Genomic DNA, 14,818 nt, shown 5'->3' with positions numbered 1-14,818 from the left:
GCCTCCTTTACGTACGGAAAATGAGTTCTCGATAAATGTTAATGAAAAAATCCGCCATTTGCTGGAGCATGCTTAACACCAGCGTACCTAGAAATACGATGATTCCCATGACAATGACCGTCAGCGCCATCGTTATAATCGTTTTAAAAGCTGAATATTGATGCACGGTCATCGTCCCCACAAACAGCAGCACTAAAAACCATATGGTTGATAACGTCATCATCAAATAATAAAAAGCCGTTTCTTCCTTAACCATAAAACGGCTGGCAATCGTCATAGGTACGTTTATAATCACGAGTGGAACTAACGCATACCCTGTTGCCATCAAGATTTCCTTAAACTTTCCTTCTCCATCCATCAATGTGGTTATTGCCCAATTGGATATGCACCACAGAAAGAATGGAAATACGATCGTTACCAGCTGCGTCAAGCTATTCAAATAACGCGGATCGTTATAGTTGACGAGAAACCCAGCAAACTGATTTCTCAATATAACGGCAATGATAACAAGCAGCARAAAAGTCAAGGCAACCTTTACTTTTCCTTTGCTGTCATACTTCATATCCCAAAAGCCGTCGAACGGATGGACGATGACATGCAGCGGAAACGTGATGAAATCCTGCTTCATAGCGATTTGCCCTCCTTAAGGGTTTGCGAAGCGATATTCGAAATCGTAAGCATCCTCTTTTGCCTGCGAAAGTTTACCAATCTGAACGCCAGCCATGCTGCTGCTAAAACCAACAGTACTGTCAGGAATGTTCCAAAATGCTCCTTCATAACTTCCCTGCGATACCTTTTGTACGCAACAGAATAACTATCCCGATCCATGCCGAGCTTGAAGTATTTCAGCGCCTCTCCGTTCTTCTTATCCATAAGCAGAGATTTGCCTATGCCTATATAGGCAATATCATAGTTGCTGTTTAATCGCAGAACCTCTTGCCAAATCGGTACTGCCTGCTTATCTTCGCCGTTATAGTGCAGCTTCACAGCCTTATTTACGCTGGAACCAAACTTCGTCGGTTCAAAGACAACGATATTGCTTTTGCCGCGATCAAGCACAAGCTGATTTTCGCCCAAATGCTCGACAGCTACCGGAATTTTAAAGGTACCGTTCTGATTTCCTTTACCGCCGTATACATAGAGCAAATCGCCCTCGTCATTATAGGTGAATACTTTACCTTGATTAGCGTCAAGAACGCTGTACATGCCGTTCCCAATCACCTTTACATCGATCAACTTCGATGGGCCTACGGCAATACGGTAGCGAATATCGCCTACGACATCGAAGTAGCCAAACCGCTTCAGCACGTCTTCACCTGAAGGGTTAAGCCTTTTAACCGGTTCCTTAGAATCAGGATCAATATTTGTTGCGTACACAAAACCTTTTGCATCAATGTCAATATTCGAAAATTCTGTTGGGATGAACAGCACCATTTGCGCTTTCTGCGCTTTGGTCGAAAGCAAGCGCCAAAATACTTCCGTATAGTCGCGCTGAACTTTATTTGTACCGACATAGCCGATAAATTGGCCTTTTTCATCGAACTGCATAATGCCTTCGTAAATGCCTTTGGCTACGACGTAGATCCTTTTGGCTCGGTCGACCGTCACCTTTAACGGGATGAATTTAAAATCCTTCGGTAAAACATCGGACGCAGGCTGCTCAATGGTTTTTAGCAGCTTGCCATCTTTCGAAAGCACGACAATTCGGCCATTATCCGTATCTGCAATATAAAGATTTTCCTCTTCATCAACAAACAGCCCCGATGGATTTTTAAAACCTACCGTCTCCCCGTCTTTCTCGTACCCGTTAAACAAATGCTGAACTTTCCACCGGTCGTTTAAGCTGACGATGCGAGCGTTGCCGCTGTCAACGACATAGATCATGCCGCTTGAAGAGACAACCATATCGCTTGGCTCCACAAAGTCGCCTATGCCAATGTCTGCTCCGGAAATCGAAAGTTTAGGTACATATGCCGCAGGAGCAGGAACCGCTTCTTCCCAAAAGTTATAATTGTAGCTCTCGTATGGCGTCGACGCAGCAGACGCTGGTGCAGGCGCAGCTTGAATGAGCAATAGGGAAGCCGCCGCGATGACGAGAAACCATTTTTTCGCTGACATGTGCGTTTCCCCCTTTAATCTTTCATTCCAGAAGTAGCCATCGTTTCGATGATTCTGCTTTGCGAGAAAACAAACAGCGTGATTGGAACGCTCATCAGAATAAGCGCTACCGCTGCTGCAGCTCCTGCGCGGGCAATGCCTCCAGCTACAACCTGGTTAGCGGCAAAGTGGAGCGACTTAAGCTGCTCGCTGTAAATGAAACCATTGCCATCGCTGCCCCAAAGGATTTGGAACAGCAAAATAATAAGCGTCAACCATGCCGGTTTTACATTTGGCATAACAATGGTCCAGAAAATGTGGTATTCGCTCGCTCCGTCGATCTTAGCTGCTTCAAGCAGCACATCGGGAATTTGTTCCATAAATTGCTTCATTAAATACAGACCAAGTGAATAAGCGAATGCGGGTATGATGACTGCCCAATAGGTGTCAATCAGGCCTAACCACGACATAATCATATAGTTTGGTATAGCAGTAACTGCTGGCGTGAACATCAGTGATAGAACTACGATGCTGAACATAAAGCTTTTACCTGGAAACTTATGCTTGGCTAGCGGATAAGCGGCAGCCGATGCGAGCAGGACATGACCGATTATTCCCATTCCCGTTATAAAAAAGGTGTTGAAAATGTACCGCGAGAACGGAACCCAGGAATTGCCCAACAACCCGAATAAGTCAATGAAATTATTCATAGTCGGATTGCGGACAAATAGTGTTGGAGGAAACATGAAAATTTCATCCAACGGTTTGAACGCATTGTTGACCGCATAGATAAGCGGCACGACCATAAATGCTCCAAACGCAGTCAGTAAAACGAATAACGAGAAGCTGCCCCAAAACGATCGATTGACCCGTTTTCTTGGGATTCGAAAAGTGAAGTTCATGTACTCATTCACCTACCCTGCGAAGAAGTTTTTGAACGATGAGATTCGATCCCACCATAATCATGAATAAGACAGATGCGATGGCAGAAGCGTAACCCATCTCAAAACGGGTAGTTCCGAAATCGATCAAATGAGTAACAATCGTTTCGGCCGCGTAGTTCACGCTTGGAAAACCTGCGAGAGCTATTGAAACGTCGGCAACCGCAAAGGCGGTCGTAATCTGAATGACAGCTCCAAACATGAGCTGCGGACGCATCGAAGGCAATGTGATAAACCAAAGCTCTTGCCAACGGTTTCTAACGCCGTCTACAGCACCCGCCTCGTACAACGTTCTATCAACCGTTTGCAGTCCGGCAATAAAAGCAAGGAAGCCTGTTCCTAAGCTGAGCCACAGTTGGACGAGGATAATGATCGGCAATATATAATCCTCGGTTTTCAGCCACTGCAGCGGCTCTAGTATAAAGCCAAATTTGAGCAAAATTCCGTTCGCAATGCCATAACGGTCACCGGAGAAGATCATGAGCCATATGAAATATACGTTCCCGGAAATGGACGGCGCATAAAATACTAGCGTCATGACCGCTCTAAGCTTCGGTGACAGTTCATTAATAATCCATGCAAAAACAAAACAAGCGATATAACTGATAGGCCCGGTAATGACGGCGAACAGCAGCGTGTTCTTCACTGCAATGAGAAACACGTCATCGTCTAAAAATAATCGCGTATAATTTTGCCATCCTACAAATCTTGGAAACTCGAGCATATTGAAGTATGTAAAGCTAAGTACGACCGACACCAAAACCGGCAGCACGGTAAACAAGGCGAACAACACCATGTACGGAGCCAGCAAAACATAGGAATGCTTATTGGCTTTCACTTCCCGCAACTTCAGGTTCCACCAATTTTGCACGTTTGACCCTCCCCTCATTATTGCGGTAACCCAAACTCTTTCCGTTTCGTGCTGATCTCATCCTGCATATATTGGACATAGTCCATAATGGATTCGCGAGCTTCCACTTGCCCGACTACCGTTTTATAAAAGGCATTAAATAGATGCCGCCCCGTAAAATAACCGCCTGGCACTTCCGGAACGCCTTGTACCCATTCAAATTGCGATTTCAAATTCTCATAGTCGTCCACAGGCCATGGCAAGCTGTCTAAAGCTTTAATGTTCGCTGTCGGATAACGCGCCGCGGCGCCCATTAAACCTTCCATTTCCCGTCCAAACACTGTTTGCGTCGCTTCGCTTGTCCACCATTTCATGAACTCCCATGCCGCATCCTTGTCTTTGGCTTTTTTCATCATGACAACCGCGCTTCCCCCGCTTGGAACATCGCGATGAATGGAGCCGTCCTGTTGAATCGTTCCCGGTATGGGCGCGAAGCCCCACATACCGCGAATCTCAGGTGCGAATACGGAAAGCTGGTTATACGTGGTATAATCCGCGATCCCAATCGGCATCTGGCCTGTACGGAAGCGATTCGAGAAATCATACTCACGCTCTAATTTGTAATCCGTATAAAATTCAGTCCATTGCTTGAACGTTTCAATTCCAATCCGTGAATCGAGATCGGATTCTTTGCCTCCGTTGCGGTAAAGCTCCCCGCCGTTTTGAAACAACAGCGTTGCGTACATCGAGTTAGGCGGAATATTCTGCCCCTGCACAGCAGCCTGCACGACGACAGGCAAACCGAATTGCATATGGTTTTTACTAAGCACGGCAAGTAGGTTAGACACATCATCCCAGGTTTGGGGGATATCTAATTCCAGCTCGTCAAGCACGTCCTTGCGGTAAAAGAGCATGTTGAATGTTTGTGTTTCCGGCAATGCGTAAACTCCGCCATCATAGCTGTAAGGAACGATAGCGCTAGAACGGAACCGTTCTTTTACTTCTTCGAAATCGGCAAACTGAGTCAAATCGGCTGAAGCGTTGCGCATCGCAAAATTGACCGGCAAATCATTTTCGATTTGCATTGCGATATCAGGACCTTGATTCGCCAAAGTAGCAGGCAGAAGAGTACCCATATTAACAAGCTTGAGATTGACATTGATGCCCGTCACCGAAGTGAAATTTTCATCAATCATCGCCTTCATGGTGTTGGCTTGATCTCGTCCGCTTCCAATCCAAACCGTAATCGATTTTTGCTCGTCATTTTCAGAAATATTTCCGATCTGGTTGTAATCGGTGAAGAACGAGGATATGAAAGTCGATGTCTGATGCTTCAACTTAGAAGTAAAGCCCATTCCTTTCTTCGGCCACTTTTTTCCAGGTGATGCTACATAAATCGCATCGATCTCAAGTGGCTGCTGCCTTGCCTGCTGAACCCATGTGCCAAGTCCGCCTGTATTTGTTTTGTAGGCCCCGAGCCTTCTAGGAACCGTCTCCGGTTTTTCAATCATTTCGTCCAATTGAACGGCCATCGTTTTGAGAAGAGCTTCTTGGTCACTGGACTGTCCGGATAATTTGACAAGCTGTTTGGCAATTTCTTTAAGACGTGCACTTTCTTCATCAAATACCTTAAGCAAGTCAGGAATTTTCTTGTCAATCTGATAATCTCGGTATTCATCTGGTTTCGTTCCTGTAATCATCAATATTTTTCGATACATTTCATTCAGATTATAAAGACTGCCTTCGACTTCTCGGATTAATGGCGCGAATTCGCCAAGGCTAACCTCGAGCCTGAGCGTATGTTTGCCTTTTGCCAAACGATACATATAGGGAGAATCACCGCCCATCACATCAAGCCGATAAGCGCTTTTATAGCGGAAGGCAACCTTTTCCATTTCCTTAAAAGGAATTTCGCCGTCGATCGTCAATCTTCGAGTCGAGTAAATGCCTCTGACGTAATTCTGTTGTGTCTTAAATGCAATATTGTAAAACCCTGTTTCAGGTACGTCGATTTCCCATTCCATCCATTGGCCCGGAAGACGCCAATTTAGGCCGCCGATGGTATTGATTTTTATTTTCGAAGCGCTATACGGAGTTACAGCAGCACTTGAACGTTCGCTGAGAGGATATAAGGTTGGTGATGATTTCGCAATCGAGGCTTCCCCTTCAACCGTTATCAATTGGCCCTCCGTCGCCTTCATGCCCTTCGCTTCATATTGTAGAAGCACTTGATCGTAGGTTAATGGCGTAGGCTGTTGAAATAATTTCAAGTGCTTAACTACCATCGGTTCCCTTGTCGATTCAAGCGTAATCGTATGTTTGCCCTGCGAAAAATAAAATAGGAATGGCTCGTTCTCATATCCGTCTGAATCTTGAAACGACTTTTCGCTCCATCTTGGCTTTTCTACTTGCTTTGGTCTTAGTTCGTTGCCTTGGTTGTCTCGTACAACCTGAGACTTCTGATTGTTCCAAATACGGTCAAACTGTAAGAAGGCAGCTTCCCTGAAAGGACGTTCTCCATCAATGCTCAAATCCCGTTCGATAGCCGAGCTTTTCCCTTCAATAGGATAATAGAGCAAGGACAAATGATATAAACCCGCTTCTTCCACATCGACAGACCATTCCACTTTGCCCGATTCCCCTGTTAATAGGGAGGTTCCGTCCATCCCCTCGAAATCTTCAAGCTTCTTAAATTCAGTCCCTTCCACACGGGAATATTTTGCTGCTTCCAATATAATCACTCGTTCTGGTCTCGCAGCCGCTTCATATTGCGATAAATAATCATGATATTTTTGTTCATTATAGGACGATTTTTTGTTAGATTCAGTTCTGGCTGTATCCTCCGTTAAAGCAAGATTCGGACTTCCGACTGCATGTACCTTAGGTACTGAAGGAAGTGCAATGAATACCGCCAAAACAAAAGGGACTATCTTCCTTGCTACATTGGTTAGCCGCAAATTGCTAATCACGAGTAGTCCTCCTTACAAGCGTAAACGGTTTCTCCGTCCTTAGGCGGGGAAGCTTACGTTTTATGGTGAAATATATGACCATGTATCTTCAATCGTTTATTTTCCGCGTAATCGTACAAGCGGGGGGAGGTTACATAGACGTCCCCCCGCCTGTACATTAAAATCGCTGCGTATGATTACTTGCCAAGCTTGGCTATCGAAGCTTCTGCTTCCGGCTTATATTTCTCTGCAGTCGCAGTGACCGATTGATTATTCACAAGAATATCGGTAAGAAACTTTCCGGTAGGAAATTCAGGATAAGCGTCGTCCAGCAAAATTTGCCCAGTGCCAGTGATATGATCACGCTGCATGGCTACGTCTTCCTCATGATTATAGAGACCCTCCAGCCACTCTTGGCTAGGGAACTCTTCCGTTTGAGTGATGTCAAATGTTTCTTCATAAATCTGGTAAACCAACTGTGCATCCTTAACGCCTTTTGGAATAAACTTCGCGGCTTGACCTGGGTTAGCATAGGTTACTTCCGGACTTCCTTGCGGACCGTTTGGAATTGGCACAACGCCGATATCAAAGGTTAATTCGCCGATGTTCCAAGCAGGGGATTGAAACATTGCTACGTCGCCATCTTTAAAGGTATTAAATTCTTCATAATTCATTCTGTCGCCTGTTTTTACTTTAACAACGTTCTCCGTATTGTATAAACGGTTTATAAATTCAGCTGCTTCAATCGTTTTTGGATCTGTCAAGCCTTGAACGCCAGTCGCCTCGTCAACAATTTTCCCACCGTTTGCGGCAGTGAAGTTACGAAAAATGTCAGTCGACCAGCCGGAAAAGCCATACACGTCATTTTTACCGTCATTGTCTGTATCCTTTGTCGCCAACTTAGCGATCTCTAAAAACTTATCCCAGTTCCAAAGCCCGCCAGTGTATAGTTCTTGAAGATCGGGAAGCCCAAGCTTTTTGAACAAATCCCGGTTGTAGTGCATAGCTGTTCCGCCTGCGCCCGGGTTATCGAATGCATAAACCTCGCCGGCAATTGGAGGAGCTTTCGCCATTAGGTTTGCTTCATTGTTTATATTATTAGCCGTTGTCGTATATTCACTAATCGGAAGCAGTTGGCCTTTCAAAACTGCAGGCAGTGCTGCTTTATATTCCATTTGAACGATGTCGGCAAACGGTTCACCTGTCAAAACGGTAGCCGTGAATTTAGGCATGTATTCTTCAAAGGGAACGTTTACGAATTCAATTTTAACGTTATATTTTTTCTCTACTTCTTCAATTTTTGCTAGTCGCTCTTTCTCAGAGGTTGTTGTTCCAGCTGGCTTCAAATCCCACCATGCTGCGATTCTGATCACGCGGCCACCCATATCCACTGGCTCCGGCGTCGCAGTTGCTTCCTCAGGAGCTGCTGTTGCATCTGTGATGGCGCTTTCTTTTGGTTCGTTATTCGTTCCTTTATTTCCGCCGTTCCCACCGCTGCAAGCTGTAAGAATAAGCATGAAACATAACACCAAAATAGATAACCCTTGTATTTTTCTCATGACCGAACCTCCCGTTTTCTACATTCATCAGTTGGTATAAAGTAATCAATTCCATTTTAAAGCGCTTGCATAACATACGAAAAAAATCGTAACTCAAACCTTACTAGTAACCACCTCATTCTTTTTTGTTATTCCGTTTTTTCGTTTTGTTATTTTTATGCATAACAAATGTATCATCGATAACAAAATTGGTCAATTGTTTTTTATTTGTTATTTAAATAACAAAATCGAGTTTCTTCAATGAACACACTTTATCGATTTAGCGCTTGTAATCTACAAAAAAACCCGTTATATTATATCAAATAACAAAATAACAAAATGCGAAATTTCATTAATGAAATAAGATGAATGATTCATTGATGAGAAAATAATCTTACAAACTATGAAAACAAAATAAGGTAGGATGACAATCATGAGGCGTAAAGTAACCATTCAATCTATTGCTGATTATACGGGGCTATCAAAATTCGCGGTCTCTAGAGGATTATCCGGAAAATCAGGCGTAAGCCCGCAAACAAGAGAGATTATATTAAGAGCGGCAGGACAGCTCGGTTTTTTTAAGGATACACAGACCGCACCCGTTCCAAAAGAACTTCTGGACATTGAATCGCGGAGCTGGTCAGGCACGATTCTTGTCCTTTTTCCGAATGTGCGGTATCAGAATACTGATTCGTTATATTGGGGTCCAATTTTTAACGGCATATCCCTAAGACTCAACCAGAAAGGCATTAACATTTTAACCTTAACTGAGCCAACGGATGACTCCATGTTTTCTCTGTTGAATCCCGAAGCAATTATGGGAATAATAACAGTCGGATCAATTTCCACGCCTGTTTTGTTAGACATCAAAAGATTAGGCATTCCGGTCGTGATGGTGGACCATTATGATCCAAAATTTCATTGCGATTCTATTTTTACGGATAACTTATCCAGCATGAGAGAGATTATGAGTTCCGTTATTTCAAAAGGATATACAAGCTATCAGTTTATAGGTAACATCAGAGACGCACAAAGTTTTTACGAACGTTATCTTGGATTCCGCTCTTCTCTTGAAGACCATGATATCGAATTAAAACAGATCCCCTCGCTAATGGGACCTGAGATCGATACTTTCCATGATACGTTTAAAGCTGCTGTCTTAGAGCATGGCTTGCCTGAGGTGTTCGTTTGCGCCAATGATACTTTTGCATTATTCACATTGGATACCTTGAGGGATATAGGCATAGAGATACCTGAAAATCTTTTTTTTACCGGCTTCGATAATATGCATCCGCAAATTCCATTTTTGGCAACCGTAAATGTCGATAAGGAGCTGCTAGGAAAACGGTCTGTTGATCAAATGCTTTGGCGCCTTCTCAATCCCACCACAAGCTATGAGAAAATACTTATTCAAGCTGAGGTTATGGTAAGAAGTTAATGCATATTAAAGAAGGTTTCTCTTTAAAGCGTTTAAGCCTTAAAGATAAACCTTCTTTTCGATGTCTCCCAACTCTCCGTCAGCCTATTCCATTCAATCAAAAATAGAGAATCAGCCAGCCTCGCTTTATCTCACAGATTAGGTTACGAGAGAATCGTTATTGCAACACTACGTTATCCACAAAAACGGCAGATGTTCCGCTGGAGTTCGTTGGTGACAGAAACTGAACGCCTATTTCTCTCACATCGCCCAAATTGGATACTCCGGAAAGACTTAATGTGAGTGTTGATGTCCCCGTTGCATTTATATTCACCGTTCCAGAATCGTACCAAGTGTAGCTGGATCCCGTCTTAATGAACAGCTTCGCCTGCAGACCGCTTCCTACGCTTCCCCAAGCAGCATGCTTCACTTTAGCAGAAACCGAGGATTTACCGCTAAAATTGTTTGAACCTGTATATTGCAGCGTAAATTGACCACCGCCGAGCGTGACATCAGCCTTTAATGAGCTGCTCCCAGTAGCAGCCCAATCGGTAACCGACCAAGGACCGCCAGTAACGTTTAAGGCCGTCCACCCCTGCGTATTACCGCTTTCAAAATCGTATAAGGCCGAGCTGCTTCCATTAAATACAGTTGCCTTTACGGATGTGGCCCAAATCCCATTTGTTCCGTTAATAATAAGATTCCCCCAAGTTGTAAGCGTTTGCCAATCACTAGTCGTCATATCCAGCCAAGCATTGCCCGAATCATTCCCTGTCCATGACCAAGCCATGTAACCAATTCCTTTAGCTTGGCTCTGATTCATAATCTCTTGAGCATTGACCTGACTGCCAAGATTATTGTTTCCGTTATTGTAGTTATAACCAAACTCCCCTATCATGACAGCCAATCCTAAATTTTTGATCGCTTGGAGTTCGGTCCCAATTTTACTGGAATCGTTCCATGAACCGTACATATGAATGGAGAACATGATGTTATGATCCGGGTCATGCGCAAGAAGCGCATTGCCGTATGCTTTTATAGGTGAAGCATTTTGTCCCCAACCCGAACCGTCAACAATAATTGTATTATGGATGCCCGCATTTCGAATCGTCGAAATTGCTGTTTTATAAGCATCGCGCCATGCGATGTCCGAGAGACTGTGATCCCCCCATTCATTGGCGATATTAACCAACACATATTTTTCATTGCTCGTCAAAATAGATTTCACCGCACTGCTGGCAAAGTAATTGGCCATGTCATTTAAACCGGATGCGCTGTTAGAGCCTGTAACATCATGCAATTCAACGATTGCAATCATTCCTAGCTCCTTGCAGCGATCAATAATTTGCTGTAAACGCGATGCCGAGCCGCTCGTCGACCATACGATTCGGACAGCATTCACTTTTTTGGAGCTAATTGTGCTTAGAGCGTTATAAGCTTGTGTATCGAACCAAGCGTGAGGGTTATTGACACCACGAATGACAAAATTATTGCCGTTGGCATCCTTCAAATTGGTACCGCTTACATAAAATCCGTTAGCTGCACTGGTTTGCTCACTAGCGATAAATGGAACAACTAAAGCCAAAATAATTGCAACCATAAATGTCATTCTTAGTTTCCTGATTATCATAATATCTAAATCCCTCCAACTATTTTTATATTTTGCATTGCTTCTTAGTGTTCAATCTGGATGATAGTAGAAAAATATTTTACTATTTATTCTTGCGAATCACCCCCTTCATAACTTGCCGCTTGCATTTTCCTGCATCATATTAGTTAGAACTGCTTTCTGAGCTTTTCGAGTAGCTATCTCCATCCGTTCAAATTATAAAACGCTTTCAAAAAAAAACAATTCCTCTTAAGCTTTTGATGGTATTTAGAGAGCTAAACTTCGTCGTTTTCTATTTCAGGCATCTAAGAAGGATGATAAACAGGTTTTTCGTTATCAACAACATAACATAAATAACATATGTTATGCAATAGTAATAATAAATAACAAAACAAACATTTGTTATGGTATTACAAGCCTAGTAAGTATTTTCAAGCCTAGTAACGTTAAATCTGATCTTTTTCCCAATGTGAAGATCGCATCGTTTCAACCTATCGGACCATGTCCGATAGGTCCCAGCCAACCACCTCTGACATGGCATCGTAATCTTCGCCACCATACCAGTTATTGAAAGTAATCGGACTGTCAGTCAGCTCCCAATATTCGTCTGTTGCCGCTAATATCTCGACAACACCGTCATCATAGGTGACCTGTACCTGATCAGGCACTTTCTTCTCCTCGTAGATCCCTTTCTGTAAATCATGATCAACAGTACTTTGCCGCAAGCACGTCAATTGGCAACAGCGCTTTCGAATTGATATAATTGTCCCACGTCGGCCCGCGGTCCATCCACATCACTTCCGGATAGTCTCCGAATATGAGCATGACATTAGCCTTCTGATCGTCGTCACCGTCGGGACCGCTAAAATCGAATTGAACGCCAGTTTTTTCGGTAATACGTTTCGTGACCGGATCTGCACCCCACTTCTTTCCTTTAAACCAGACATACATCCACATGGCTTTGACGGTTACATTCGACATGCTATTCGAAGAGTTGTCGGGCGGTATCTGTGCAGCATTCCCCTTCGGTTTCGATTCGGCGCTCCCGCCGGAACAAGAGGCGACCAAAGCCAAAGCCGCGGTCAATGTTGTGGCGATCGCCATGCTAACTCCCCTCTGCCAACGCATCTCAACCACACCTTTCCACTATATGAAAGCCGTTATTATTCATCCCGCATCAAAGTCAACTTGAGGTAATCGAGAGGCGAGTAGCCGCAGCACTTTTTGAATTGCTGGGCAAAATAAGAAAAATGAGAGAACCCGACTGCTTCCGCGACCGCGCTGATCTTCAAGTTTGTTTGGGAAAGAAGACATTTCGCTTCCTCCATCCGGACGTTCAAAATATACTCCGACAAGGAATACCCCGTTTCTCTGCGAAAAATACGGGAGACGTAACCTGCTTTCAATTGAACGATCGCTGCGATCGTATCGCGGGTAATCTCTTCATGGAAATGCTCTTGGATCCATTGCTTGATCTTCATGACCGTAACGGATCAAGCGACTGACAAATAAAATATTCAACAATCTAGGTCTAATGTTTTTAATTATCGACTGTGCTTAGGTAAACTTTCCTAATACAGAACATCTGCTTTTGGACAACTGCAAGTCGTTGAGAAGGAGAATTCAACCGTATTAGAACGCATTCCCTTTGCAAAATCAATGCTCTCGGTTAAAGGGATTAGTGTCATTTCACTTGCTGATATTCTTGGTGAGGCTGGGGATTTAAGTGGATTTGTTCATGGAAATGCGTTGCTGCGATATGCCGGACTCAACCTCGCGGAAGTGAGTTCTGGCAAATGGACGGGGCAAATGAAGATCAGCAAACGCGGACGATCTCGCCTTCGCCGTGTTCTCTTCATAACCACGATGAGTTTGGTCATGAATAATTCGGAGTTTCAAGAGATGCACGCCTATAATAGTGCAGATCAAGAAGATGAATAAAATGAGGTCCATTATGAAGCTATGCGGGTCGGAGTGGAACATCTGAATGCGATCAAGAGGTACGGAGAGGCTTGCTACTGCTCTGTAAACGAGCAAGGCGTCCTTATGAGGTCCGCTACTGAATCCAATGATTTCGCGGTTAAATAGATCAACGAATAAGCAAACATAGTGCCATTTTCCAGCAACGCGTACGTAAGTCAAATCGCTTACGATTACCGCATAAGGCTCATCTTGCTGGAACTTACGTTTGAGTTCGTTACGGGCTGTAGATTCGTTAGGATTGCTTTTTGACGGTTTGAACTGTGCAACTGTGTAATAGGAGACCAGACCATACTTTTTCATGACTCGGCCAATCCTGCGGCGAGAAACGTAAATCTCTTTCTTTCTGAGTTCTACCTTGATTTTACGTGTCCCATAATTGCTTCGGCTGTTCGTAAAGATCTCGATGATAGCCGTTTCAAGCTGTTGTTCTTCTTCCGTATCTGCCGTTTCTGGTTTGTAGTAATACGTGCTGCGTGGCAGCTCCAGGACTTTGCACATTGCTGATACCGGGTATTTGTGCGCGTTGTTGCGAATCACTTTTACCTTCGTCCCATGATCAGCGCGGCTTGCTTTAAAATGTCGTTCTCCATCCGAAGCTGTTGGATTTCCTTACGCAAGGCAAGCAGTTCATTTTCTTCTTGTGTTCGATTGTCCTTTTCCGTGAAGGAACCTGATTTATTGCTTTGTTCAATCCAGCGATCCAATGCGGATGCGGTCAGGTCGTACTCTCTAACAATATTCGCCCTCGACTTTCCATTTTCGTATAGTTGGACCATCTGCTTCCTAAACTCCATTGTAAATGTTCTTCTTTGTTTGGACATAGTAGATCCGCTCCTTCTTCCTTATGTACTAATTCTACTAGTCCTCTTTTTTTATGTCCAACTTAGTGTAGACGATCCAGTAGTATCTTACAGTAACCGTCTGAAAACTTCTGTAAATGAAGTTTTACCTTAATTATTTCAACCTACAATAACAGTTGTTTTTTCATCAAGCGTGATTTCAGCATTTTGAAGCAATCTAAAGTTCCTAACCTGTACTCTTTTAATTCGCATATTAATCGCCTCATAATTACACTTTTCCCTTATAATTCGTCATTTTTCGCCTACTTCCTTTATGTACCAATTAAAGGAATTCAAAAAAACACTCATTAACCTGGATACACGCTCATTTGAGAAAGAAAATAATGTTTCCTCAGATCGCACCAAATTATCGACTCCAAAGCTGAAGCGATTTCATTATTTCACTCCGCTTAGAGTCAAGTGTCTAAAGCCCAATCTACAGAACCACTGGGTACAGAGCATACCAAGATAGTTATAGTCATCGATCGTGTCACCACACGAAAAGCAAAAGGTTCAGCTTAGCAACTCATTATAAATTGTATTAACAATCCACCATTTGGGACTTATTCAAACACCATAAAACCTTTGTAGAAGCC

The 14,818-nt window shown here is 43.6% G+C and carries 12 protein-coding genes and 2 pseudogenes; 2 read left to right on the top strand and 12 right to left on the bottom strand.

The genetic code is table 11. From position 1 onward, the window contains the following. Window positions 1–7 precede the first annotated feature (7 nt). From AB4Z29_RS19920 to AB4Z29_RS19895, 6 genes are all read right to left on the bottom strand, one after another. Complete coding sequence (locus AB4Z29_RS19920; protein WP_441944743.1) at window positions 8–628, bottom strand: Yip1 family protein; 621 nt, start codon at window positions 626–628, stop codon at window positions 8–10. Continuing rightward, window positions 625–2,118 (bottom strand): gluconolactonase, encoded by a 1,494-nt coding sequence (locus AB4Z29_RS19915; RefSeq protein ID WP_441944742.1) that lies wholly within the window; start codon window positions 2,116–2,118, stop codon window positions 625–627. Before AB4Z29_RS19915 ends, AB4Z29_RS19920 begins: the two co-directional genes overlap by 4 nt. A 14-nt stretch (window positions 2,119–2,132) precedes the next feature. Continuing rightward, window positions 2,133–2,999, bottom strand: coding sequence for a carbohydrate ABC transporter permease (locus tag AB4Z29_RS19910; protein WP_441944741.1), 867 nt, complete (start codon window positions 2,997–2,999; stop codon window positions 2,133–2,135). 4 nt (window positions 3,000–3,003) lie between these two features. Further along, window positions 3,004–3,927 (bottom strand): carbohydrate ABC transporter permease, encoded by a 924-nt coding sequence (locus AB4Z29_RS19905; protein ID WP_441944740.1) that lies wholly within the window; start codon window positions 3,925–3,927, stop codon window positions 3,004–3,006. Further along, on the bottom strand, window positions 3,927–6,857 hold the full coding sequence (locus tag AB4Z29_RS19900) for an extracellular solute-binding protein (RefSeq protein ID WP_441944739.1): 2,931 nt from the start codon (window positions 6,855–6,857) through the stop codon (window positions 3,927–3,929). The genes AB4Z29_RS19905 and AB4Z29_RS19900 overlap by 1 nt, the downstream gene beginning before the upstream one ends. A gap of 176 nt (window positions 6,858–7,033) precedes the next feature. Then, window positions 7,034–8,395, bottom strand: coding sequence for an ABC transporter substrate-binding protein (locus AB4Z29_RS19895; RefSeq protein WP_441944738.1), 1,362 nt, complete (start codon window positions 8,393–8,395; stop codon window positions 7,034–7,036). A 412-nt stretch (window positions 8,396–8,807) separates the two neighbouring features. Between AB4Z29_RS19895 and AB4Z29_RS19890 the strand changes: the two genes are divergently transcribed. Next, window positions 8,808–9,812 carry a LacI family DNA-binding transcriptional regulator gene (locus AB4Z29_RS19890; RefSeq protein WP_441944737.1) on the top strand — a complete coding sequence of 335 codons (1,005 nt, stop codon included), beginning with the start codon at window positions 8,808–8,810 and terminating at the stop codon, window positions 9,810–9,812. Between the two features lie 157 nt (window positions 9,813–9,969). Here the strand turns inward: AB4Z29_RS19890 and AB4Z29_RS19885 are convergent, their stop codons facing one another. From AB4Z29_RS19885 to AB4Z29_RS19870, 4 genes are all read right to left on the bottom strand, one after another. Beyond that, window positions 9,970–11,421 carry a cellulase family glycosylhydrolase gene (locus tag AB4Z29_RS19885; protein WP_441944736.1) on the bottom strand — a complete coding sequence of 484 codons (1,452 nt, stop codon included), beginning with the start codon at window positions 11,419–11,421 and terminating at the stop codon, window positions 9,970–9,972. A 470-nt stretch (window positions 11,422–11,891) separates the two neighbouring features. Beyond that, window positions 11,892–12,125, bottom strand: a complete 234-nt coding sequence (locus tag AB4Z29_RS19880; RefSeq protein WP_441944827.1) for an alpha-L-rhamnosidase N-terminal domain-containing protein — start codon at window positions 12,123–12,125, stop codon at window positions 11,892–11,894. Further along, window positions 12,106–12,504, bottom strand: coding sequence for a hypothetical protein (locus AB4Z29_RS19875; protein ID WP_441944735.1), 399 nt, complete (start codon window positions 12,502–12,504; stop codon window positions 12,106–12,108). Before AB4Z29_RS19875 ends, AB4Z29_RS19880 begins: the two co-directional genes overlap by 20 nt. Before the next feature lie 59 nt (window positions 12,505–12,563). Beyond that, window positions 12,564–12,881, bottom strand: coding sequence for a helix-turn-helix transcriptional regulator (locus AB4Z29_RS19870; RefSeq protein WP_441944734.1), 318 nt, complete (start codon window positions 12,879–12,881; stop codon window positions 12,564–12,566). Window positions 12,882–12,996: 115 nt separating this feature from the next. On the opposite strand from AB4Z29_RS19870, the pseudogene AB4Z29_RS19865 reads away from it, so the two are divergent. Beyond that, a pseudogene (locus AB4Z29_RS19865) lies at window positions 12,997–13,369 on the top strand (IS110 family transposase); the annotation flags it as partial. On the opposite strand, the pseudogene AB4Z29_RS19860 reads toward AB4Z29_RS19865, so the two are convergent. Together AB4Z29_RS19860 and AB4Z29_RS19855 are read right to left on the bottom strand one after the other, a co-directional pair. Then, window positions 13,369–14,204, bottom strand: a pseudogene (locus tag AB4Z29_RS19860) (IS3 family transposase); the annotation flags it as partial. The pseudogenes AB4Z29_RS19865 and AB4Z29_RS19860 sit on opposite strands and share 1 nt — an antisense overlap. A gap of 138 nt (window positions 14,205–14,342) precedes the next feature. Further along, the gene (locus AB4Z29_RS19855) at window positions 14,343–14,435 is read right to left on the bottom strand and encodes an AAA family ATPase (protein ID WP_441944733.1); all 93 of its coding nucleotides are present in this window, start codon (window positions 14,433–14,435) and stop codon (window positions 14,343–14,345) included. Window positions 14,436–14,818 lie beyond the last annotated feature (383 nt).

The organism is Paenibacillus sp. 2TAB23, from assembly GCF_052115165.1.
Lineage (GTDB): Bacteria > Bacillota > Bacilli > Paenibacillales > Paenibacillaceae > Pristimantibacillus.
Note: the sequence above shows the minus strand (reverse complement) of the source record. Positions and strands in the feature narration are given on the sequence as shown.

Excerpts from the sequence above, each read along its gene's own strand:
- AB4Z29_RS19915 (WP_441944742.1), bottom strand. The coding sequence starts at position 2,118 with ATGTCAGCGAAAAAATGGTTTCTCGTCATCGCGGCGGCTTCCCTATTG.
- AB4Z29_RS19910 (WP_441944741.1), bottom strand. The coding sequence starts at position 2,999 with ATGAACTTCACTTTTCGAATCCCAAGAAAACGGGTCAATCGATCGTTT.
- AB4Z29_RS19905 (WP_441944740.1), bottom strand. The coding sequence starts at position 3,927 with ATGAGGGGAGGGTCAAACGTGCAAAATTGGTGGAACCTGAAGTTGCGG.
- AB4Z29_RS19895 (WP_441944738.1), bottom strand. The coding sequence starts at position 8,395 with ATGAGAAAAATACAAGGGTTATCTATTTTGGTGTTATGTTTCATGCTT.
- AB4Z29_RS19890 (WP_441944737.1), top strand. The coding sequence starts at position 8,808 with ATGAGGCGTAAAGTAACCATTCAATCTATTGCTGATTATACGGGGCTA.
- AB4Z29_RS19885 (WP_441944736.1), bottom strand. The coding sequence starts at position 11,421 with ATGATAATCAGGAAACTAAGAATGACATTTATGGTTGCAATTATTTTG.
- AB4Z29_RS19875 (WP_441944735.1), bottom strand. The coding sequence starts at position 12,504 with ATGGCGATCGCCACAACATTGACCGCGGCTTTGGCTTTGGTCGCCTCT.
- AB4Z29_RS19870 (WP_441944734.1), bottom strand. The coding sequence starts at position 12,881 with ATGAAGATCAAGCAATGGATCCAAGAGCATTTCCATGAAGAGATTACC.
- AB4Z29_RS19855 (WP_441944733.1), bottom strand. The coding sequence starts at position 14,435 with ATGCGAATTAAAAGAGTACAGGTTAGGAACTTTAGATTGCTTCAAAAT.